The sequence below is a fragment of the Cognaticolwellia beringensis genome (assembly GCF_002076895.1).
GTDB classification, from domain to species: Bacteria; Pseudomonadota; Gammaproteobacteria; order Enterobacterales; family Alteromonadaceae; genus Cognaticolwellia; species Cognaticolwellia beringensis.
The window spans coordinates 4112847-4136108 of record NZ_CP020465.1; the positions used below are offsets into that span (position 1 = coordinate 4112847).

Annotated in this window: 16 protein-coding genes; 11 read left to right on the forward strand and 5 right to left on the reverse strand. The window is 36.5% G+C overall.

Annotation, left to right across the window (positions count from 1 at the left end):
- Window positions 1-11: 11 nt before the first annotated feature.
- Together B5D82_RS17280 and B5D82_RS17290 are read left to right on the forward strand one after the other, a co-directional pair.
- Complete coding sequence (locus B5D82_RS17280; protein ID WP_081153288.1) at window positions 12-821, forward strand: winged helix-turn-helix domain-containing protein; 810 nt, start codon at window positions 12-14, stop codon at window positions 819-821.
- Window positions 822-1478: 657 nt separating this feature from the next.
- Window positions 1479-5765 carry a hypothetical protein gene (locus B5D82_RS17290; RefSeq protein ID WP_081153290.1) on the forward strand — a complete coding sequence of 1429 codons (4287 nt, stop codon included), beginning with the start codon at window positions 1479-1481 and terminating at the stop codon, window positions 5763-5765.
- Window positions 5766-5902: 137 nt separating this feature from the next.
- Here the strand turns inward: B5D82_RS17290 and B5D82_RS17295 are convergent, their stop codons facing one another.
- The gene (locus tag B5D82_RS17295) at window positions 5903-7381 is read right to left on the reverse strand and encodes a carbon starvation CstA family protein (RefSeq protein WP_081153291.1); all 1479 of its coding nucleotides are present in this window, start codon (window positions 7379-7381) and stop codon (window positions 5903-5905) included.
- Window positions 7382-7731: 350 nt separating this feature from the next.
- Here B5D82_RS17295 and B5D82_RS17300 point away from each other — a divergent pair, with 350 nt between their 5' ends.
- From B5D82_RS17300 to B5D82_RS17325, 6 genes are all read left to right on the forward strand, one after another.
- On the forward strand, window positions 7732-8286 hold the full coding sequence (locus B5D82_RS17300; RefSeq protein ID WP_245807506.1) for a TlpA family protein disulfide reductase: 555 nt from the start codon (window positions 7732-7734) through the stop codon (window positions 8284-8286).
- 64 nt (window positions 8287-8350) lie between these two features.
- A complete protein-coding gene (locus tag B5D82_RS17305) occupies window positions 8351-9478 on the forward strand; it encodes a M14 family metallopeptidase (protein ID WP_081153293.1) in 1128 nt (375 codons plus the stop codon).
- 55 nt (window positions 9479-9533) lie between these two features.
- Window positions 9534-11030, forward strand: a complete 1497-nt coding sequence (locus B5D82_RS17310) for an alanine/glycine:cation symporter family protein (RefSeq protein WP_081153295.1) — start codon at window positions 9534-9536, stop codon at window positions 11028-11030.
- A gap of 77 nt (window positions 11031-11107) precedes the next feature.
- Complete coding sequence (locus B5D82_RS17315; protein WP_081153296.1) at window positions 11108-11437, forward strand: hypothetical protein; 330 nt, start codon at window positions 11108-11110, stop codon at window positions 11435-11437.
- A 25-nt stretch (window positions 11438-11462) separates the two neighbouring features.
- Window positions 11463-11747, forward strand: coding sequence for a YeaC family protein (locus B5D82_RS17320; RefSeq protein ID WP_081153298.1), 285 nt, complete (start codon window positions 11463-11465; stop codon window positions 11745-11747).
- Window positions 11744-14605: a DUF349 domain-containing protein gene (locus B5D82_RS17325; protein ID WP_081153299.1), complete on the forward strand. Its 2862-nt coding sequence runs from the start codon at window positions 11744-11746 to the stop codon at window positions 14603-14605. The genes B5D82_RS17320 and B5D82_RS17325 overlap by 4 nt, the downstream gene beginning before the upstream one ends.
- A gap of 65 nt (window positions 14606-14670) precedes the next feature.
- Here B5D82_RS17325 and ansA read toward each other — a convergent pair whose 3' ends face one another.
- Window positions 14671-15675, reverse strand: coding sequence for an asparaginase (gene ansA / locus B5D82_RS17330; protein WP_081153301.1), 1005 nt, complete (start codon window positions 15673-15675; stop codon window positions 14671-14673).
- A 188-nt stretch (window positions 15676-15863) separates the two neighbouring features.
- Window positions 15864-17726 carry a signal peptide peptidase SppA gene (sppA, locus tag B5D82_RS17335; RefSeq protein WP_081153302.1) on the reverse strand — a complete coding sequence of 621 codons (1863 nt, stop codon included), beginning with the start codon at window positions 17724-17726 and terminating at the stop codon, window positions 15864-15866.
- 372 nt (window positions 17727-18098) lie between these two features.
- Between sppA and B5D82_RS17340 the strand changes: the two genes are divergently transcribed.
- Complete coding sequence (locus B5D82_RS17340; RefSeq protein WP_081153303.1) at window positions 18099-18647, forward strand: nitroreductase family protein; 549 nt, start codon at window positions 18099-18101, stop codon at window positions 18645-18647.
- Window positions 18648-18776: 129 nt separating this feature from the next.
- On the opposite strand, the gene asnS is transcribed toward B5D82_RS17340, so the two are convergent.
- Window positions 18777-20177 (reverse strand): asparagine--tRNA ligase, encoded by a 1401-nt coding sequence (gene asnS / locus B5D82_RS17345; protein WP_081153305.1) that lies wholly within the window; start codon window positions 20175-20177, stop codon window positions 18777-18779.
- A gap of 144 nt (window positions 20178-20321) precedes the next feature.
- Here asnS and B5D82_RS17350 point away from each other — a divergent pair, with 144 nt between their 5' ends.
- Window positions 20322-20699: a hypothetical protein gene (locus B5D82_RS17350; RefSeq protein WP_081153306.1), complete on the forward strand. Its 378-nt coding sequence runs from the start codon at window positions 20322-20324 to the stop codon at window positions 20697-20699.
- Window positions 20700-20752: 53 nt separating this feature from the next.
- Here B5D82_RS17350 and bioA read toward each other — a convergent pair whose 3' ends face one another.
- A complete protein-coding gene (bioA, locus tag B5D82_RS17355; RefSeq protein WP_245807507.1) occupies window positions 20753-22090 on the reverse strand; it encodes an adenosylmethionine--8-amino-7-oxononanoate transaminase in 1338 nt (445 codons plus the stop codon).
- Window positions 22091-22279: 189 nt separating this feature from the next.
- On the opposite strand from bioA, the gene bioB reads away from it, so the two are divergent.
- Window positions 22280-23260, forward strand: a complete 981-nt coding sequence (gene bioB, locus B5D82_RS17360) for a biotin synthase BioB (protein ID WP_425429893.1) — start codon at window positions 22280-22282, stop codon at window positions 23258-23260.
- Window positions 23261-23262 lie beyond the last annotated feature (2 nt).

Below are 23262 nucleotides of genomic sequence, written 5' to 3' on the forward strand. Positions count from 1 at the left end.
AGGATTTGAATATGACATGTTTCCAGCCTAACAATAGTTTGCTCATAATCTCAAATGATAGTTTTATTATTGGCTTATTAACGGGCTATTGTGTTGCAAATCATTTTACTCTTAATTGTATCTCTAGCGCTAAGCCTCTGCTTAATAATGGTGAAAATCCTAATTTTAAATTAATTATTTTTGATCTGCGAGAGTTGACTTCTACCGTCATTGAAGAACATTTGGAATCGTTGAGTAAGATACACAATACATACTCCACTCCTATTTGTGCCATATATAATTTGAATAGAATGCCGATTTACCGTATGTTGTCTTGGATAAGTTATTATAAACACGACCTTTTTATTGAAAGACTGGATGATTATATTAATAAATATATGATCGATTTTACTCACTTTTTTGATGAAAGAAGGAATTATAATCGTCGCTTAGGATCTGGACGCCGTAAATTATTAGGCACCATCAATTCTTTTTCATCAAAACCACTTAATGGTTCAGCTAGCTTACCTAATGTAGATGCAACTCTTGAGTCGCTAGGTCCTTTTGAAATAGACAAAGATTGTCAAAAAATTTATTTAAAAGGTAAAAACTTAGATCTTACGGCTAAGGAATTTAAGCTTTTTAAGTTATTATCTGAGGATCCAGAACGTGTATGCACGAACGAAAAATTGATCACTCATTTATGGCCAAATAGAAAACGTGCAAACAAATCTGATCTTTATCAATACATGCATTTATTGAGAAAGAAGGTCGAATTTGACCCAAGTAATCCCTGTTGGATCATAACGATTAAAGGCGTTGGTTATAAATTTCATATCTAAATGTTTCGCTCATAATTTATTATTTCACTCTAATATACTCGATGTATTAACTTTTTTACTTCTCAAATATTAAGCTTGTAACTCTAGAGGAAAGATACAGCTCATTAATATAACTCCAAATGGGGATTTAGCTTACAGGTCGTTTGTAAACCAGAGCCAACGCATTTTATGTTTTATGAAAACTGGCAGACCCGTGAACTAGGGCAAACCCATATGACAAATCAACATTTAGCTGATTATATGGCTGTAACTGAAGTCTGTGTTGAAGAATTTGTTCTTAGTGAAATGACGTTAATCGGCACATAATAAGTTGCTTGTTGATTTATACGATGGCTTGTTAAGATTGTTTTAATATAAAGCTAAATAGCCTGCCTATCAAATGTAGAAAGCCTGTCACGCAAGTGATGGGCTTTTTATTATAAAAAATAAAGTTATAGAAATAGGATGTTTAGACGATACAGCTACATGCAGCGTTAAAGTCAATAAATTACTGCCTTTGAAAAATCCGCGGTTTTCTCTTCACCTGAATAATGACATTTAAATACATAACGCGTAACCGTTAAGAGGCCGTATTTTATTTATTAATATTTTTGCGATTTATTTGATTTTTTAGGCTTTAGGGCACTTACTTAAAGTAAGCTAATTATGGAAATCCATATGCCGTCATCAATTATCGCCACTCAGCCATCTTCCAGCCAACCGCGTGTGCGCAGCAGAACGTGGATTTATTTATTCCTAGGTATACTCTTTATCGCAGGTTTTGCTTACTTTCGTTTTGTAAATGTACAAACTAGCTTTATTAACAATGATTTTTATCGAGTGTTATACGAAGCATCAAATAGATTTAATGAGAACCTAAATTCGCTTAGTAAGATGCATGAAAGTGGTGAAAGCCAAGTAGCTATTCGTTCTTTACTTCCAAGTTATAAAAGGGTTAAGCGCACTTCTAATGTGGATCCCGTAGTTCCTGATGGCGAATATCGTTATCAAATTAGTGGCCAAGACATATTGGTTTTTACGTCGACCTATAAAGCTGAGCTTAATAATGAAGATATTGTACCTGAAACGGTACAGGGTTTTAGTCAATATTTATTCGCTAATAAGTCTGGCAAGGTAGTGGCTAAAGGTGGTGGTGAAAAAACCATATCAATTGTTCAGATGGATGATATTAATCTGCAATTAAAAAAGCAAAGTCAAAAATTCAACATAAACTTTTCCAATGATAAATCCAACTCCGATAAGGAGGAAGCTAACTTACCTAGCTATAGCAGTCATGTAGATATGCAACTATCTTACGGTGATTTTCGTATTTTTATATTTCCTTTCTCATTAGATACAACGTTATACCAAACTAAAACAAACGAGGTTGGAAGTAAGTTAGAACAGTTATATTTAGTGGGCTTATTACCGAAACAGCAACTCAGCAAAAAAGGTTCAGGGCAGTGGAATATATCGTTACTGGTTGTGAGCTTAGTTAGTCTGATATTTATGTGGACGTTAATTCGGCTAGTTTTACTACCAGAAAATCATTCAATCACCCGGTTTTATCAAGGTTTAAGCCAATTTGCCAGTTACGGTTTTTATATCGTTTTGGTCGCAATGATTTTGTCTTATTTAACGCAAAGTGGGCTTCAGGCGCACAAAACCCTTACAGCACAAGATCATGCTGGGAAAATAGCCAGACAATTAGAGGGAGAGTTACGCGAAGTATTCAATGATTTATCTCGTTATAGGGGCTTTTATGCGAGTTTTGTAAACAGCATCAATCAACTGCAAGATGAACACGTGAACCAACAAGACCCGCTACATCCCCTTGACTGGCCGTTTGATGAAACGATCACAGAAATAAACAAAGCTTTAATGATTTTGTCTGATGATTTGAAATCAAACTGTCAAGGATGTTCGTTAAACAGAATACCTCCACATTTTTTAGCTGCTACTTCATGGAAGGCTGACATTGAAGAGCAGTCTGGCATAAATAAAATATCGACTAAAGATGCTGAAAACCTGAAAAAATTAGTCAGCTATCAGGCGAAACCTGAAGAGTTGGGGGTTATGAGTTTTTTTTCAGGTAAATTAGAAGCAACTTTTGATTATAAAAACGAAGTTTTTAGTTCTAATGCGCCAAGAGAAGGTAGCAGTAATGATTTTAAGGAACCTAAAGAAGGCAGATGTACTAATTATATTACGCGAAGAGAACAAAGCTGTAATGATTTTAATGCTCCCAAAATATTGACTATATTTGCCGCAAATAAGCAAGGGGTAACCAATCTTCCGTCTATTTATTATCAAGAATCAAATTCACGGCCTCAAGCGTTTAATATAAGTCATCGTAATTATTATAAGCGTGTTAGAGATTATCGTGGTTGGCGTGTTGATTTTTATAATAAAGATATAACAAATTGTGAAAAGGAGGTGAAGGAGTGTAAAAAGGAAAGCTTTAAAAATATTTACATACAACGTTTACTGAATATAAATGATGGCACAAGAGGCACCACTATTTCAGTGCCGATGCACCAACCTCATGATGACATGAATGTTGATATGTCAGTAGCGGGCTATGTATTAGGGGCCGATGTTGTATTACCCTCTGTTAGTCTGTCACCCCCTGGGCCGTTTGATTTAATCAGCATGATCGTCGACCGAAATACGGGTGATGTATTATTCCATAGTGATGAAAGCCGTTCTTTAGTTGAAAATTTGTTTTTTGCAGGTAACGACAGCTCAACCATAAGTCAGTGGATTAAAGCAGGGCTTGATAATTATTCTGGTGCGGATGCGAAACAACTTCAGGGTTTTTATCATGGTCAACCAGGAAAATACACTTTGGCGCCCAGCATAATAGACAGTTGGGCAATAGTCGTATTTTCACCAAACGATAGTTTAGATAGTTTTATGACTAATCAGTTTATGTACATAGTGATCAGTTTTATTTTGGTGCTTGCGTTGAGTTTTGCTATTGCTAATTTTCCAAGGTATTGGCGCACCGCAAGTGAAATTAAACGTAAAATGGCATTGCCGAAACAGCTAGATAACAAGCGTATTATGTTAATTTGCACTGCTTTGTTTACCACAAATTATGGTGTGTTCTATATTAGTCAATTACTACAAATAAACAGTAAAGTTGAATACCTTTATTGGCTTATTCCTATGATAACCGTCATTGTTTTAATGTTTTTTATACATTATTTTTATATCAAACACTTTTCTAAATTTGTTGATACAGATAGCGAAAAAACAACATTTAAACGTGGTGCTTTGCTTTTTGTTTTGGGCTTTGGAGTCACTGCATGGTTGCACTTTGGCTATTTACAATACACGGGTTCTATGCCGCTTAGCACCCTTAATTTTAACTACGAACAGCAACGATGTAGTGGCATTAATAAAGAACGTCGTGAACTTACTAATATGGCACTTAAACGCTATCCAAACTCTGTAACCCAAAAGCGAATTCCACCGACTGAATTATTACAAGTTGGTGAAAAACTCAAAGCCGCTTTATCGACTGAGTATGATGCATGCCAAAAAATATTAAGTGTGGTGGAACCTAGTGATTATCCAAAGTTAAATACCTTGAATAACACCTTATTTGGTTGGGGTTGGTTCAACACCTATATATTAGCTACTGATAACGATGTGTATAGCGAGCAAGGCGAGAAATTAAAAACTGAAATTGAATCTGGCTTGATTTTTCTATCATTAGTTGTGCTACTTGCTTTGGTTTGGTTATGGTTTTACTTTAATCGCAAAATTCTCTGGCCAAAAATTTACTGTCCGTCGGGGTTTTTAGGACATATAAATCATTTATGCTCAAGTGTTGCCCATATGACCCACGGGCAGCCTGAAGAAAACCTTTTGATTAAAATAGACACGACTCAACTAGGTGGCGTTGGATTAGCGCTGTTAATACGCCAACAGCAGGCAGATGAACACTTAGAAGAAAAACTGACTCTCGTTACAGGATTTGATGAACTTTTTAAAATAAGTCCAATTTTGCAACTCTTTTCAAGTCAGAAAACTTATTTACCTAATCTTAAAATTGATATGCAACGAGACAGTAGTTCAGATTTATTGTCGGTACAAATTTGGGACATTGAGACTTGTTTGGAGAAAGTTAAATTTCGACAGTGTCTGCTAGATCTTATTATGGAATTAAAATCTTTAACTATATCCAATAAGCTACAAAGTTTTACTATTTATTCTGGTTTTAGGAGTTTACGCCGGGTCAAAATGAAAGACTCTTTATCTGACATTAACCCGTCGATTCCTGAACATGCAGAATACATGTCTTGGTCAGAGTGCTTGATGGATTTTACTGTTAGTGTGATAGAAGATTTACAGCACAACATTGATAGCCGCATGCTAGCTAACGAAATAAAGTATATTCCAGAATTAAAATATTTAAATAAATATGTTAACAAAGCTTTAAAGCCAGAACGCAGAAAACGTGATTGGAGCTTGAACGATAGTGATTTGTCTGAGTCAGGCTGGGCGACTATTAATTTTATTCTTTTACATGCCGATGCATTATATCGCTTTAAATGGGAGTCTTGTTCAGGTTCCGAAAAGGTGGCTTTATATAATTTAGCAAAGAAACATCATCTTAATCCTAGTAACACCGATATGATTGAACATTTAGCCATCAATGGCATGATCAAGGTTAAACATGACTATCTTGAGATTATAAATAAAAGTTTTGCCCAATTTGTCTTACAGGCTGAAAGTAAAGAGACTATGCAAGAGCTAGTAAGTATAGGAGAAGCAGGCGTGTGGAAAAACTACCGACTACCTCTAGCATTGTTTATTGTCGTCATTGTAGGTGGTATTGCGCTTACTTCTGGTGAGTCTATATTTATCATAATTGCCTCTATTGCCGGTGTATTAGGCACATTAGGCAGCTTAACCAGTAGCGCAAATATGCTAAAAGGGCAGTTTAAGGAATAATCAAAGGCAGATAAAAAAGTTAGTTATTATGATTTCATTCGAACATTTTATGTGAATTTTGGCTATAAAAAATCCCCTGTATTTGTTGTGACAACTACAGGGGATTGCTATTTTTATCGCGAGTAAATTCGCTGTATTTACATATTACTCGTTGTATTCAATTTTTTGTAATGCTTCGAGTGCACAATAGCCAGCGCGATAAAGCCAATAATTGCGACAACAGCACCAATGGGTTTACCAAAGTCGCTTGATAAGTTAAAACCAATTGCCGCAGTTAAAATGTAAGAGCAGGTTACAGCAGTCGCTATTACTGCAGGAATACTGGTGATCCAATGGAAAGTACCACGGTCAAATAAGTATTTGGTTGCAAGCCACAATACACTGGTTGAAAGTAGCATGTTAGAGAAAGCAAAGTAGCGCCATATTACTGTGAAGTCGAGCTTAGTCATAAAGTACGCTATGGTTAATATTGGCACGGCAAGCAATAATCTATTTCGTAAGCTTTGCGGAATATTAAAAGCGTCAACAACGGTTAAACGCAATGAACGGAAAGCGGTATCACCAGAGGTAATTGGGAAAACAGCAACCGCAATAACAGCCATAATACCGCCAAACACACCTAAGTAACTATTTGCTACATGGTTAACCACTAAACCAGGGCCACCTTGGTCGAGCAATATTTTTAAACCAGCGTAACCTTCAGGAAATGCTGCAATACCTGCTAATGCCCATACACAACCTACAATACCTTCACATACCATTGCACCATAATATACCGGACGAACATATTTTTCATTGGTTAAACAGCGGGCAATGATAGGGGCTTGAGTTGAATGAAAACCGCTGATTGCGCCACACGTAATGGTAATAAATAGTAATGGCCAAGTAGGTAAACCATCTGGGTTTGGCGCTAAAAAGTCATGAGCATGGTCAGCTTCAAAATAGGCTAAAAAATCACCTGTTACTGGTAAGTGTGGAGCATCCATTAACAAAGCAACAGCCACTAAGGTGGTCATTAAAATCATTAATAAACCAAAGAAAGGATAAAATTTAGTGATAATTTTATCAATGGGTAACAAGGTTGCTAAAAAGTAATACCCTAAAATGGCTAATACCCAAAAGGTATTATTAGCTAATATTGTACCCTCAAAGAAATCTAGGTTACTTAGCAAGCCGGCAGGGCTCATAATAAATACCACACCAACAAAAAACAGCAGCATAGCGGTAAATATCAACATGAAGCCTTTAAAAACTACATTGTAATATTTTCCTGCTATTTCTGGCAGGCTTTTGCCGTCTTCTTTAATACTCATAACACCTGAGAAGAAGTCGTGAACCGCACCACCTAAAACGTTACCAAGTACAATCCAAACCAAAGCAATAGGTCCATATAAAGCACCTAGAATTGGGCCAAATATTGGACCAACACCTGCAATATTTAAAAATTGTATTAAAAATGCACGTACAGGATGAATGGCGACATAATCAACACCTTCACTGAAGCGTTTTTGTGGTGTATCAATGGTTGAATCTAGTCCGGCTTGTTTTTCGACAAAGGGGCTATAAAATTTGTAACCTAATATTAAAATAGTGAGGCAGATAAAAAAGATGATCATAATGGATATTTCTCTTTGTGATATTTTATTATTGAGTGCCATATCATTTCATATAAGAAAGTGTCCACTTTTTAAAATGGAATGATATTAGATTGCAACTCGATTGTTCAAATATTGAATATTCGGCGCACTTTAGCAAAAGATTAAGACCTTAACAATAATACGTTTGGCTAATTTTTTAGTGTCTTTTAGCCGATATTTGTACAATTTGTTTGTTAAATGAACTGATTTGTTTTTTAAGTCAAAATAGAAGTTAAAAGTGAGGTTTTACTGTTCAATAAATTTCATAAAACGTATTTTCAATTGTGGTTTTAAGCAATGCTTAAGTAAAGTATGCTGTTGTGGTAATTATGATGAACAAAAATATTGCTAAACCGGTCTTACTTACTATTATATTTAAATTTTTGGATGTTACCATTTTGATACGCAGTTTATTAATACAAACTATTGTTTTTATATTTATTTTTAATGCTGTTTCGATGTTACGTGAAACCAGTATGTTGTCGACAAGTGCTGACATTGTCCCCGCCACACATGAATTAAAAACACTGAGCAATAACAACATAACTTTGCATGCAAACGGAAAAAAAACCATCGTGTATTTTTTTGCACCCTGGTGCCAAGTATGCAACTTCAGTATTGATAATCTGCAAAGTGTCTATCAGAAAAATCCAGAGTTGAATGTAATCGCCGTTGCTTTAGATTTTGTCGATGTAGAAGAAGTCAAAAAATTTACTAATAATCATCAATTAACCTTTCCTGTTGCGTTAGGCAATGAGTCAGTAAAAGTAGATTTTCAAGTGATGGGATATCCAAGTTATTATGTTTTAAATGAAGAAAATACCATTATTGGTCGTTCTCTTGGCTATTCGTCTGAAATTGGTCTGTATTTAAGGAGTCTTTAGACTTCTGATCTTTTAAGTGTTTGTGTACACTGTTGCCATTATTAAATAATGAGCAGACTGCCTTATGCAAATTTCATCAAACTTCGACTCAGGTAATATCGAGGTTATCTCCGCCGAAAGTCCTAGCAATATAGAACTAGCCATTAAAAAAGATCATCAATCAGAATTCTACCAATGGTTTCATTTTAAACTACATAACACTGAACATTCAGAACATGTTATGCATTTAACTAATGCTGGCAAGTCAGCTTATGTAGAGGGATGGAAAGACTACCAAGCGGTTGCTTCTTATGATCGTCAACATTGGTTTCGTGTTCCAACAACATTCGATGGTGAAAACCTCTCAATTACTTTCACTCCAGAATATGATTCAACATACTTTGCTTATTTTGCTCCTTACAGTTACGAACGCCATCAAGATTTAATTCACAGTGCACAATTAGATATAGATTGTCAGTTACAAGTGTTAGGTCAAACACTTGATGGACGTGATATGTCGTTATTAAAAGTTGGAGAAGAGGGCGAAGGCAAAAAAGTTATTTGGATCACTGCGCGTCAGCATCCAGGTGAAACCATGGCTGAATGGTTCATGGAAGGTTTTATTGATCGCTTATTAGATGAAGATGACGGTGTTGCACGTTCATTGCTCAACAGTGCCGTATTTTATTTAGTACCAAACATGAACCCTGATGGTTCTGCCAGAGGTCATCTTCGCACGAATGCAAAAGGGGTAAATTTAAACCGTGAATGGCTATCGCCAACAATGGAGAACAGCCCAGAGGTTTATTTAGTTAGAGAGAAAATGCTTGCTACTGGTGTAGATATGCATCTAGATATTCATGGCGATGAGGCTTTACCTTACAACTTTGTTGCAGGTAGTGAAGGTGTTCCATCGTACAATGAACGAGTTAAAGGACTTGAAGATAATTTCAAAAATATACTTCTCGCTATTACACCAGAATTTCAAGATGACAAAGGCTACGATAAAGACGAGCCGGGTAAAGCTAACTTAACAGTTGCTGCTAATTGGGTGGGTGAAAATTTTAAATGTTTAGCTTATACCGTTGAAATGCCATTTAAAGACAACGATTTATTACCTGATTATAGTGTAGGTTGGTCTGACGAGCGCAGTAGCTTATTCGGTCGAGATTTCCTAACAGCTGTTTATCATGTGGTTGATGACTTACGATAAAAATTTTACAACACAATGTTAACTTTATAAAAATAATAATTATTAGGAGTATGGAATGCAAGAAATTGTGAATATGATAAATGGCTATATTTGGAGCCCATATTTAATTTATCTGTGTCTTGGGGCTGGAGTTTTTTTCTCTATTTTAACGCGTTTTGTACAAATTCGTCATTTTCGTGAAATGTTCCGTTTATTACTTTCAGGTAAAAGTTCAGCAAAGGGGATATCCTCATTTCAAGCATTAGCGGTTTCGTTGTCGGGACGAGTAGGTACCGGTAACATTGCTGGGGTAGCTGCGGCCATTGGTTTTGGTGGTCCTGGTGCCGTATTTTGGATGTGGGTTGTTGCTTTTTTAGGGGCTGCTACAGCTTATATTGAATCAACAAACGCTCAAATTTATAAAGAAGAAGAAGACGGCCAATATCGTGGTGGTCCAGCGTACTATATAGAAAAGGCGCTTGGACAAAAATGGTATGCTTGGACGTTTGCTCTCGCGACAATTTTGGCTTGTGGTGTACTTTTACCTGTTGTTCAATCTAACGGTATTGGTGATGCTATGGTCAACGTTTTTGGTGTCGGCGGCTCGGTTAACTCTTTTATGGGCGCCTTGCCTTTAACAAAAGTGTATACCGCGGTATTTATTGTTATATTGCTTGGCTTTATCATTTTCGGTGGCGTTAAACGTATCGCCAGCTTCACACAAGTTGTCGTGCCGTTTATGGCATTAGCCTATATCATTATTGCGTGTTCAATCATTGCACTACATATTGATGCATTACCAAGAATATTCATGTTAATTGTTTCAGATGCGTTCTCTCCTATGGCTGGCTTTGGTGCTGCAATTGGTTGGGGTGTAAAACGTGGTGTTTATTCAAATGAAGCTGGTCAAGGTACCGGTCCTCATGCCGCCGCTGCAGCTGAAGTTCAACATCCGGCACAACAAGGACTTGTACAAGCGTTTTCTGTTTACATTGATACGCTATTTGTTTGTTCTGCAACAGCATTTATGATTTTAATCACACAGTCTTATAATGTAATGCCTGAAGGTGCATCAAGCTTTGTTGTACAAAATTTAGCCAGTGATGTGGTTATTAACGGACCTGCTTTTACACAGCTTGCTGTTGATAGTGTACTAACCGGTTTCGGTAAGCCGTTTATTGCAATAGCATTGTTTTTCTTTGCATTTACAACGGTACTTGCGTACTACTTCATTGCAGAAAACAACGTTTCTTATATAAACAAAACCATTAAAATGCCAATACTTAGGTTTGTGCTTAAGTTAATCATTATGACAGCCGTATTTTACGGTACTGTTGCAGAGCCAAGTGCTGCTTGGGGATTAGGTGACATAGGTGTTGGTTTAATGGCATGGTTAAATATTGTTGGTATTATTGCAATTTTCTTTATGGCTAAGCCCGCAATTAAAGCGTTAAAAGACTACGAAAGACAGCAAAAAGAGGGTGTTGAAGATTACACTTTTGATCCAAAAACTTTAGAAATTAAAAATGCTGACTTTTGGGAAAACCGTTTTAATAAGCAAAATAAAAAATAATTGATGATTACTGAAAAAAAACGCCCGCAAGGGCGTTTTTTTTAGGTAAAATAAAGTATCGAAACAGAGGTAGAAAAATGGCCGTAATAAATTGCCCAAGTTGTAAGAAAAAAATATCCGATAAAGCTAAGCAGTGTGAGCATTGCCAAATAGACTTAACCGCATTAGATGCTGATAAAATAGCAAGTTTAAAGCGCGTCAGTGCAGTAGCTAAGTCACAACAATTAATGAATCATTCTTTTATTGCTATGTTATTATTTTGTGGTGGTTTTCTGTTTTTATATTGGCAAGATGCACAACCGGGTACTTGGGAATATATTTCTGCAATAACCAGTACAGTATTAGGTTTTATTCTTTATATAATTACCCGAGTTAGACTTATATTAACCAAACGTAGCCAATCTTAATTAACCTAATTTATAAGAGATATTCATGGATATCATTCAGTTAGTCGACAATATGTCAGAAGAAATGTATTTGCGCTTAAAATGTGCCGCTGAAACTGGCAAATGGCCAGAAGGTACCGTTGTGGCTAAAGAGCAGCAATTAAGTGCTTTACAAATTACCATGGCTTATCAATCTAAACATTTAAACTCTGATCAAACCCTTTCTATTAGCCCTAAAGGTGAGATGATCATAAAAACAAAACGCGAACTACGTTCGGATTTCCCTACAGCGCAAGACAGTAATGACATTGCTAGGTTTTCAGATATATGATTTTTTCAAAGTTTTTAAAAAAGAAATGGCAACATAAAAACAGTACGGTTCGAGTTGAAGCAATAAACACTAGCTTATCAATTGCTGAACCAGAACAACGTGAAATTATTTTAGAGCTTGCTAGAACAGACGACAGTGAAAATGTTCGACGCGCTGCATTAATAAAGCTCGATAACTTTCAATCTTGGTTAACCCATAGTCAAGAAAATACTATGGTAAAAGTAAAACAATATGCGATAAAAAAAGTAGCCGCTATTTTAACTGACCAAGATGCTATTAAGCTTTCGGAGCAAGACAAGCTTACTTATATTGCAAATCATAATGATTATAGCTTTTATGAACATTGGTTAAAATTAACCGAAAACGCCAACTTAATTATCGCGTTATTTGAAAAATTGGCGACTAAAAATCAACTAAGTGAACACACTAGCAAACAGGTATTAAAGCCTGGTTTATTGATTAACCTTTTTGGCCAAAAGCAAAACATTCAGGTTCAAGAATACATTATTGATAAAGTTGATGATGTAGATACCCTAGAAAAATTGAAGAAAAAATCACAGCAAGCTGAAATAACACAGCAATTGTCTGAAAAAATTGCACAATTGCAGCTTGCTATCGATCAACCCATTGCATTGCGTAAAAAAGTCAATTTGGTTTTAGCTAAATTACAGGCCTTAAAAGATCAATACGAGTACAAAGTATATCTTGAAAAAAGAGCATTACTTAACCAAGAGTGGCAAGCACTAGTCGCTGATTTTTCTTGTTTTGAACCGCTAGAAATTTCTGTGTTTACCGATAAACAAGCCACGATAGTGTCACAACTTGATAAACTTTTTGCCGCTAAAGCTGAGCAGCATGCTCAAGCTGAAATTTCTCGTGAGCTTATTGAGAAAAAACAACAGGCGCGTATTCATTTTGATAAAACCTTAGCAATTATTGATCAAACCTTAACGACTAGCATTTTTGAAAATGATGAAATTGAAGAACAACAATATCAAACGCTATTTGATAAATTAACCAGTGAAATTATTGCCTCTGCGTTAAATAAAGATGAGCAGAACGAATTTATTGCTAAAATTTGTCAACAACAACAAAAATTGCAGCAATTACCTGAAATTGCACAATCAGTTAGTGACGCAACGCATTTGATCTCGAAAATATCACAGCTAGCAATGCCCACGACTGTTTTAGAAATGAATGAGCGACTGCCTGTTTATCAATCGTGGTTAACAGATTGGAAAAATGCAGAGAAAAATTCTTCAGGGACTTTACCTGATTCAATTAAAAACGCAGCCACTGAAATACAGCGTAACTGGCGTCAAGCCATAAAACCTTTACAACAAGCACAAAAACAAGAGTTTTCAGTCACCCAGAAAAAACTTCATGATGTTAGAAGATTAATTGCTGCAGGTAAATATAATGCCGCATTCGGCGTATTTAAAAAAGCTAAACAGTTATTTAATGCTTTGTCAGATCAACAGCAATACCGTATCCAAAAAGATTATGATTCACTCAGTGAAAAAATTGCCGAATTAGCAGACTGGGAACACTACATTGCAACACCTCGCAAGCAACAATTATTAACAGATATTAAAGCGATAGTAGAAACGCCACTTGATAATCCGAATGAACAAGCAGAAAAAGTTAAACAATATCGTAAAATCTGGAACAGTTTAGGTCATGCTGATGACGATGCTGAACAAAGTTTAAATACTGAGTTTAATAAATTATGTGAAACTGCATTTACCCCTTGTCGATTATTTTTTGCCGAACAAGAAAAAATACGTGCACAGCATTTAATTACACGTCAATCATTTGTTGAACAAGCAAAATTACTTGCTGAGCAATTAACACCGCCAAAAGATAACGACGACGAAACTACAGCAGTAGATTTTAAAAATTTAGAAACTGAACTAAATCAGATAATAAAACAATGGCAAAGCGCTGGTCAGGTTGATCGCGCTGTTTATCAAGAAATTAACGAACAATTCAATTTAGTTTTACAGCCAATAAAATCTGCCATTAAAGTTTTTCATCAGGAAAATAAATTATTAAAGCAGCAACTTATTTTAAACGCAGAAAAGTTACTCGCTGATGACGATATTTTTGCCGCAGTTAATCAAGTGAAGTCATTACAAACACAGTGGCGTAATACCGGTTATGCTGGTCCAAAAATAGAAAATAAACTTTGGCAAAGCTTTCGAAAAATTAATGATGATATTTTTGCTAAACGAGATCAAAAAAGTTTACAAGAAAAGTCAGCTATAACCGCTAAGGCGGTTGAGTTAGAAAGCACGTTAACTAAACTTGAAGCAGAATTTTCGCAAGTAACTGAATTAAATGAACTGCAAAATTTTGAACAAGCATTGCAGTCCCTACATCGTGATGTTATGCAACAAAAGCCTAAAATGGTAAATCTTGAAAAACAAATTACTGCTAAAGAAAAAGCGATAGCTAAGAAAATTGTTGATTTTAAATACGCGAATGAAAAACGTCAATGGGGCTATTTATTTTCAATACTTGAAGAAAGTATAAGTAATGATAAAAGCTTTACTGAGCACAACGATTATTCACATCTAACAGCGTTTTGGCAGAAAAAATTAAAAGAACTAGCGAATAACGTAACACATTTCAATAGAGAAGATGCGACGCTAGAGCTTGAAATTTTATCTGGCATACCTTCGCCGAGTGAATTGCAACAACGCCGTATGAAAGTGCAAGTAGACTTGATGCAAGCACAAATGTCTTCAGGTGCAACAATTGATTTACCGGATAAATTTGCTCAATGGTTAATGTTAGGAAAGCTTGGGCAACATGATTTAGTGTTATTAGAAAGAATAAAGCCTATTTTTCAATAAATAGAAAGCTTATCAGCTATCAATTAAAAATTGATAGCTGATAGTTTAAATCTGAGAGTGATAACCTAACTTAATTCACCACGTAAACTTACTTCGAGCAATTGACAAATTTTTGCGTGGCTATATTTTTTACTTAGTAGGTAATGTAATTTTGTTAGCGTAGCTTCTAAGGTCATATCATGACCGCTAATAACGCCGATGTTACTCAAAGCGTTGCCTGTAGCATACCCTTTCATATTGACAGTACCTTTAATGCACTGACTGCAATTTACAATAACTATTCCCGCTTCATTGGCTTGTTTTAAACAATCTAACATAGCCTGATCTTGCGGAGCATTTCCCACCCCGTAACTACGAATAATTAACGCTTTTACTGGTTGTTTTATAATATTTTTAATCAGCTCTACTGATATGCCGGGATATAAGTGCACAACCCCAATAGGCTGTGGCGTAATTTGTGCCAATTTTAACGGCTGAGACACAGGCTCGGATATTTTTCCTTCAATTAACTTAATGTTAATTCCCGCTTCTAACAAAGGCGGTAAATTCGGTGAGTCAAAGGCATTAAAACCATCAGCATAAGCCTTTATACTGCGATTCCCTCGAAATAGTTTATTGTTAAAATATAAACCAACTTCATTTATAGGGTAGTTAGCAGCAATATAGAGGGAATTGAGTAAGTTTTCTTGTCCGTCAGAACGTAATTGACTTAAAGGTATTTGTGAACCTGTAACAATGACGGGTTTGCTTAAATTTTCTAACATAAATGAAAGCGCAGAGCTGGTGTAAGCCATGGTGTCTGTACCATGTAGCACGACAAATCCATCATAATCATCATAATGTTGCTTAATATCATTGGCAATATGTTGCCAGTCAGCGGGTGACATATTTGATGAGTCAATTAACGGATGATATTCATTAATGGTAAATTCTGGCATTTCTTCACGATGAAAATCGGGCATTTTCATTATAGCGTCAGTTAAATGCTGCTTCTGTGGAATATAACCATTTTCGCTGGGTTTCATACCAATTGTGCCACCGGTATAAGCGATATATATGCGTTTTTTCATAGCTGAAGTCTTAATGTAAAATTGGCATAATTAAAATGCCAAAGTATAAATATAATTGCTCGGGATTGTAACACACAGGGTTAATACACTTTCTAGAAAAAGTGAGCTATCTGGCAAATAAAAGCCCCGATAATTCGAGGCTTCAATTTAGATAAAATTAGTTATACCAAGTTGATTAATACCGAAAGTTATTCGACTTCACAAGCCAAGCAAAATGAATAGATACCCTGAGGATCATTTAATTGTGCTAATTGTTTAAGCTCGAGTGATAATTGACTAATTATTTTAGTGATACTGTTTCCACTATATTCAGTGCTCGATTGTACACCAAGCAAGATAGATGCTTGGCCAAACAAGCTTTGTAAGAATAAAGCACGTGGGCTTTTTTCTTTCTCAATTAATAATGTATCGTAACTTTCTATGTTTGCCAGTTCAGCTGCAGCTTCAATAGCGTTTTCAATATCACCTAAAGCGTCGACTAATCCAAGTTCTAATGCTTTTGAACCTGACCATACACGGCCCTGTGCAATAGCATCAACTTGTTCGGTTGTCATATCTCGATTATTGGCCACAAGTTCAATAAAGTCACGGTATCCGCGTTCAATATTCAATTGCACAATATTTGCCATACCAGGTGTTAATTCTCGGGTTAAACCAAAGCCAGCAATATCTGTCGTACCAACACCATCGGTATGTATACCTAATTTACTTAAGGTATTTTCAAAAGTCATGAAAAAACCAAATATACCAATTGAGCCGGTTATTGTCGTAGGAGAAGCATAAATCTTATCAGCTGATGCTGATATCCAGTACCCACCTGACGCAGCATAAGTTCCCATCGAGGCAACAACGGGTTTACCCGCGGCTTTTAATAATTCAACTTCTTGGCGGATGACTTCAGAAGCGTATGCACTGCCGCCAGGGCTATCAACACGAAGTACAACCGCTTTTATAGCATCATTATCTCGGGCTTCGCGTAACAAAGCTGCAGTAGAAGTACCACCTATTATGCCAGGTTTTTGATTACCATCTAAAATAGTGCCTTTAGCTACGATAACAGCCACTTTATCGGCGTTGATATTATCAAAAGAAACTTTTGAATTGATAACCGTTAAATAATCATTAAAGCCTATGCTTTTATAACCATCCTCGCCATCGCTCCCTAAGGTGTTGATTAACTCATGCCTGATCTGTTCCCTTGTTTTTAATGCGTCGACCCAGTTATTTGCTAAAGCATACTCAGCAATATTTCCATTGGCTGCTTTTAATTTTGTGATTAAAACATCAATGTCTTCATCAAAATTGCTGACGGCAAAGTTACGTTGCTGAGCAACATCTGATTTGTATTGTTGCCATAAATCGGTAAGCCATAATTGGTTAGCCTCTTTAGCTGCGTCTGACATATTGTCACGTATATAGGGCTCAACGGCTGATTTATAAGTACCAACACGAAAAACGTGTTGGCTGATTGAAAGTTTTTCCAATGCAGATTTGAAATAGAGTTGATAACGACCGTAACCGTCTAACAGCATCCAACCTTTCGGATTTAGCCAAACTTCATCAGCATAACTTGCCAGGTAATATTGGTTTTGGCTATATTGCTCACCAACTGCAATTATTTTTTTACCACTGTTCTTGAATTCAGTGAGTGCCTTGGCTATATCACGTAACTTGGTAATACCTGAGCCCTGCATGTTTTTTAAATCCAACACCATCATACTGATACTGTCATCATTTTCTGCATTTTTGATCACTGATAGTATATCAGCCAGCAATACTTCAGGTGCAGTTTCTGATTGTTCGAGCGCTTCACTGATAAACGCGTCCATTGGATCTATCTCATGTTTTTGCTCGACAATGTCACCACTTATATTTAATACAAGTGCTGAACCTGGCTTCACAACAATACTTTTCTCACCACTACTAATAGCAATAATAAAAATAAATAGCACAGTAAAAAATATTAAATTGAGAATAATTTTTCGTGAGGTGTTGAGCAAACTAAATAAGCCTAAGGCTATTCTTGCTATGGTACTTTTACTTTCTTTCATAAGAGCTTGTCTACAGGTTGTTTTTATTTTTGATAGCTATATGCTACTGAAAATTGACGCGCTTAAATAGTCGTAAATGTAACTATTTTTGTCAGTAGCGGTAATTGAAAGTATTTATTAGCTCGCAGGTTCTACTATTTATATATTTAAGCTATTTTTAAAAGCTAATGTAAAAGCTGATGCAGATAAAGAAATAAATAGAACAAAGTTATATTAACTAATGACAAAAGATATTTAATCTATATGATAACAAGCAGATAGCACCTATAGTACCGAGATTTTTAACTTGCAAAAACTCAGTAATATTGACAGCTATAGTCATCAGTTCGTTTTACGCCCGAAGGATATTAAACTAAAGGAATTTACAATTTTATGAATGTATTAGAGTTTTTACATACTCGTCAATCTAATCCTCATTTGCAAGGTAATACACCTGAACAGGGTATCATTGATAATATTCTCAAGGCGGGTATGCGCGTACCTGACCATGCAGGTCTAACACCTTGGCGATTTACCGTCGTGAAAGACGAAGGCTTAACCAAGTTAAGTAAGGCGTTTAAGTCAGCGACCATCAGTGATGGTGGAGATGAAGCTAAAATTGAAAAAGCGGCTAAAATGCCTTTTCGTGCGCCTTTAATTATCGTGATTAGTACTAAGTTTCACCAGCACGTGAAGGTGCCTAAGCAAGAGCAATTAATAGCGGCAGGGTGTGCAGTGCACGCGATGCAGATGGCAGCAACATGCTTAGATTTAGGCTCGGTCTGGCGCACAGGTGAAATGAGCTATCATCCATTAGTGAAAGAACGCTTAAATATTGAACTTCATGAGGAAATTGTTGGCTTCTTATATATTGGTGAAGAGACTAAAGAGTTGCCATTGAAAAGTAGTAAAGGGTTTGAAGAGTATGTAAGTTACTTTTAACTTACAAAGTACGAGTAACTATTTTAAAATTTTACTTTACCCGTTTATATTGAACAATTTTCACTTAATAAAAAACCCTCGGCTGAGGGTTTTTTATTTTATGCGATATCTATTTTGCTTTACGCTAATTTAGAATGCTGCATTATTTGGCGTTCTTGGGAAAGGGATCACGTCACGAACATTTTGCATGCCAGTTGCATAAGCAACTAAACGTTCAAAACCTAAACCAAAACCTGAATGTGGCACGGTGCCGTAACGGCGTAAATCACGATACCAACTGTAATCTGCAGGATCTAAGTTCATTTCCGCTAAACGTTTATCTAAAACATCTAAACGTTCCTCACGCTGACTACCGCCAATAATTTCACCGATGCCTGGTGCTAAAATGTCCATCGCAGCAACAGTTTTACCGTCATCATTTAAACGCATGTAGAAAGATTTAATATCTTTCGGATAATTTTGTAAAACTACCGGGCCGTTGAAATGCTCTTCAGCTAAGTAACGTTCGTGCTCTGAGTTTAAGTCAACGCCCCAAGCCACTTTGTTTTCAAACTTTTTACCACAGTTTTCTAGAATTGTGATCGCGTCTGTGTAATCTAAACGCACAAAGTCGTTTTTGATCACAGAGTTTAATCTATCTATCACTGTTTTATCGACACGTTGTTGGAAGAATGCCATGTCATCCACACGCTCATCAAGCACGGCTTGAAAAACATATTTTAACATTTCTTCAGCAAGATCTGCAGCGTCAGATAGATCGGCGAAAGCTATTTCTGGTTCAATCATCCAAAACTCTGCTAAATGGCGCGAAGTATTTGAATTTTCAGCACGGAAGGTCGGACCAAAGGTGTACACTTTAGAAAGGGCACAACAATAGGCTTCGGCATTCAGTTGCCCAGAAACAGTTAAAAATGTTTCTTTACCAAAAAAGTCTTGGTTGTAATCAACTTCTCCTTGGTCGTTTAACGGTAAGTTTTCCATATCAAGGGTACTAACACGGAACATTTCGCCCGCACCTTCACAGTCACTACCCGTTATTAACGGTGTGCTGATCCAAAAATAACCTTTGCTATGTAAAAAGCGATGTACTGCTTGCGCCAAGGTATTACGGACACGCGTTACCGCTCCGCCAATATTAGTGCGCGGACGCAAATGTGCTTGTTCACGTAAAAATTCAATACTATGACGTTTAGCTGCCATTGGGTAAGTGTCAGGGTCTTCTACTAAACCTAATACTTCTACTTGTTCAGCTTGTAACTCAAATGACTGACCTTTACCTGGAGACTCAACTAAAATACCGGTAACTTTTACGGCAGCACCTGTCGTAAGTTTTAATATATCAGTCTGATAATTATCCAAGTTGTTCGGAGCAATTGCTTGAATAGCGTCGAAACATGAACCGTCATGAACCGCTAAAAATGAAATACCTGCTTTAGAATCACGACGTGTGCGGATCCAACCATGGATAGTAATTGATTCATTAACAGGATATTTTCCTGCCAAGATATCAGTAATTGCAATGACTGACATTTAAACCTCTTCTTTGTCAAAAATGTTCTCTAATTTTAAGGATTGTTATGTTACCTTGCTTGTAAGGTTTAACAAGTAAAAATTGCTAAATCTTGTCTTTATAAAAAGAAAAAATACAATTAGAGATAAAAGGCGGTAAAAACTATGAAAAATACGAAAAAAGAGCGTAGGAGTACTGCTGATTTATGGACTTATTTGTTAAGGGTTTTAGCTATTGTTGGTTGGGGGTTGTTCGTTTTTGCTTTAATTGTGTCTTATTATGCTGCACCAGAGTCTGATTACGGGCTATTACGCTACCATGATATTGAAATTAGGAAGTTTTGGCTGACACCATTAACCGGTTATTTGTATATAGTATTATGGCTAAGCGCATTAAGTAGCTATTTTTGTTTAATACTTGATAAATACCGTAGTCGCCGAAAAAGTGATAGTAAGCATTTTAATATATTATTATTGCTTGTGATCACCATCTCATGGGTCAGCTTTATATTGGTTCAAATTTCAGAAACTAAAATTGTTTAATTGCCAAACTCTAAGATTAAAGCACAAAGAACAAGGTGATAAATGCAAAGCGTTTAATTACGCTTAAAACAATTATCCTCTGCTAACACGGTACTTATCGCCTTTATCAGTAAATTCAGTTGCACTTTGTTACTGATAAATGGCGGCATAATATAGATAAGTTTACCAAAAGGGCGTATCCACACGCCTAATTCTACAAATCGCTTCTGTATTACTGCCATCTCAACATTTTCAGTTGCTTCAACGACACCAATTCCACCTAACACTCTTATATCAGCGACTCTTGGGTGATCTATTAATGGCATTAATTCATCTTTGAAAATGCATTCAATATCAGCTATTTGTTTTTGCCACTCATTACGTTTTAATATCTTTAAACTAGCATTTGCAACCGCACAGGCTAGCGGGTTGCCCATAAATGTTGGACCATGCATGAAGCAACCCGCTTCGCCATTACTAATTGAATTAGCGACTTCGTCAGTACACAAGGTTGCTGCTAGTGTCATATAGCCACCGGTCAAGGTTTTACCTAAACAGATAATATCAGGACTTATATTTGCCCACTCGCAGGCAAATAGCTTACCGGTTCGTCCTAGACCTGTAGCTATTTCATCGGCAATCAACAAAACGTTGTACTGATTACAGAGTTCTCGGCAGGCTTTTAAATAATTAGGGTGATACAAGCGCATGCCTCCAGCACCTTGTACTATTGGCTCTATTATAAACGCGGCTATCTCATGATGATGTTTTTCGAACATTGCTGATAATTCATCAACGTCAGAAACATCCCATGCTTGATCAAAAGCCGTTTTCGGCGCAGGGGCGAATAAATTTTTCATTAATACCGGCTCAAACAGCTGATGCATGCCATTAACTGGGTCGCATACCGACATAGCAGCAAAAGTATCACCGTGATACCCATTTCTAACGGTCAGTATTTTATGCTTTTCAGGCTTATTCTTACTGTGCCAGTACTGTATCGACATTTTTAACGCAACTTCTACCGATACCGAACCACTGTCACTTAAAAATACTTTATTTAAACCTTTTGGTGTCAGTTCAATTAAGGTTTGGGACAGGGTAATGGCTGGTTCATGCGTTAAACCACCAAACATGACATGAGCAAATTTTTCGGTTTGCTTTATTAACGCATGATTTAATTCAGGATGATTATAACCATGTAGAACTGACCACCAAGATGACATGCCATCAACCAGTTTCTCGCCACTGGCCAAGTTAATGTGAACGCCATCGGCAGACTCTACCAAATAAGAAGGTAGTGGCTTCGACATTGAAGTATAGGGGTGCCATACATGGTTTTTATCAAATTCTAAATTTTCTGTTTGTTTTTTGTTCATATGTAAGGTTTGTTCAAGTAAATTAGTTGACATCTTGGAGTTGACGCATAGACTACCCGTTAATAATACTAGATGCAATTTCAAAACGAGTGAATAACTATGACACAGCAAACATCAGCAGTAAGTGAATCTAGGTCTACTACTGCCGCTAATAATATCAACCAAAGTAGCAGTGAAGCTCGCCATAACTGGCAAGCAGAAGAAGTTAAAGCGTTGTTTGACATGCCATTTAATGACTTGATGTTTAAAGCGCAAGTTATTCACCGAGCAAACTTCAACCCTAATGAAGTGCAGGTAAGTACTTTATTATCGATTAAAACTGGTGCATGCCCTGAAGATTGTAAATACTGCTCGCAAAGCTCTCGCTATAAAACTGACATCGATAAAGAACGTTTAATGGAAGTACAAAAAGTACTTGAAGCCGCACAAGTAGCAAAAGATCAAGGTTCAACACGTTTTTGTATGGGCGCTGGGTGGCGTAATCCTAAGGCAAGAGATATGCCTGCAGTGGTTGAAATGGTTAAAGGTGTTAAGGCTCTAGGGCTAGAAACTTGTATGACATTAGGTATGTTATCTGCGGATCAAGCGGATGAACTCCAAGGTGCCGGTTTAGACTATTACAACCATAATTTAGACACTTCGCCTGAGCATTATAATCAAATTATCACTACACGTACTTATCAAGACCGATTAGACACTTTAACCAACGTGCGAAGTTCAGGCATGAAGGTATGTAGTGGTGGTATTGTTGGTTTAGGTGAAGAAAGTAAAGACCGAGCGTCATTGTTAGCACAACTCGCCAATCTTTCACCACAACCAGAAAGTGTGCCGATCAATATGTTGGTTAAAATTGAAGGTACGCCGCTTTCTGACGTTGCAGATTTAGATCATTTTGAATTTATTCGCTGTATTGCGGTTGCACGTATTATGATGCCAAAAAGTCATGTGCGTTTATCAGCCGGGCGTGACGCCATGAATGAACAGATGCAAGCTATGTGCTTTTTAGCCGGTGCCAACTCAATATTTTACGGTTGTAAGTTGTTGACCACAGGCAATCCTGAAGCGAATAAAGATATGATGTTGTTTGATCGTTTAGGTATTAATACTGAAACTATTGCAACTTCAGAAATAGATGAAGCAAAAATTAAAACGGCTGTTGTTGATCAACAAAATAGTGATTTATTTTATAACGCCGTAAATTAATC

What these genes read in the sequence shown, in the direction of transcription:
- B5D82_RS17325 (WP_081153299.1), top strand. Translation starts at nt 11,744, where the DNA reads ATGATTTTTTCAAAGTTTTTAAAAAAGAAATGGCAACATAAAAACAGT.
- asnS (WP_081153305.1), bottom strand. Translation starts at nt 20,177, where the DNA reads ATGTCAGTCATTGCAATTACTGATATCTTGGCAGGAAAATATCCTGTT.
- bioA (WP_245807507.1), bottom strand. Translation starts at nt 22,090, where the DNA reads ATGTCAACTAATTTACTTGAACAAACCTTACATATGAACAAAAAACAA.
- B5D82_RS17320 (WP_081153298.1), top strand. Translation starts at nt 11,463, where the DNA reads ATGGATATCATTCAGTTAGTCGACAATATGTCAGAAGAAATGTATTTG.
- B5D82_RS17305 (WP_081153293.1), top strand. Translation starts at nt 8,351, where the DNA reads ATGCAAATTTCATCAAACTTCGACTCAGGTAATATCGAGGTTATCTCC.
- B5D82_RS17310 (WP_081153295.1), top strand. Translation starts at nt 9,534, where the DNA reads ATGCAAGAAATTGTGAATATGATAAATGGCTATATTTGGAGCCCATAT.
- B5D82_RS17280 (WP_081153288.1), top strand. Translation starts at nt 12, where the DNA reads ATGACATGTTTCCAGCCTAACAATAGTTTGCTCATAATCTCAAATGAT.
- B5D82_RS17340 (WP_081153303.1), top strand. Translation starts at nt 18,099, where the DNA reads ATGAATGTATTAGAGTTTTTACATACTCGTCAATCTAATCCTCATTTG.
- B5D82_RS17315 (WP_081153296.1), top strand. Translation starts at nt 11,108, where the DNA reads ATGGCCGTAATAAATTGCCCAAGTTGTAAGAAAAAAATATCCGATAAA.
- B5D82_RS17350 (WP_081153306.1), top strand. Translation starts at nt 20,322, where the DNA reads ATGAAAAATACGAAAAAAGAGCGTAGGAGTACTGCTGATTTATGGACT.
- B5D82_RS17300 (WP_245807506.1), top strand. Translation starts at nt 7,732, where the DNA reads ATGATGAACAAAAATATTGCTAAACCGGTCTTACTTACTATTATATTT.
- B5D82_RS17295 (WP_081153291.1), bottom strand. Translation starts at nt 7,381, where the DNA reads ATGATCATCTTTTTTATCTGCCTCACTATTTTAATATTAGGTTACAAA.
- sppA (WP_081153302.1), bottom strand. Translation starts at nt 17,726, where the DNA reads ATGAAAGAAAGTAAAAGTACCATAGCAAGAATAGCCTTAGGCTTATTT.
- B5D82_RS17290 (WP_081153290.1), top strand. Translation starts at nt 1,479, where the DNA reads ATGCCGTCATCAATTATCGCCACTCAGCCATCTTCCAGCCAACCGCGT.
- bioB (WP_425429893.1), top strand. Translation starts at nt 22,280, where the DNA reads ATGCCATTTAATGACTTGATGTTTAAAGCGCAAGTTATTCACCGAGCA.
- ansA (WP_081153301.1), bottom strand. Translation starts at nt 15,675, where the DNA reads ATGAAAAAACGCATATATATCGCTTATACCGGTGGCACAATTGGTATG.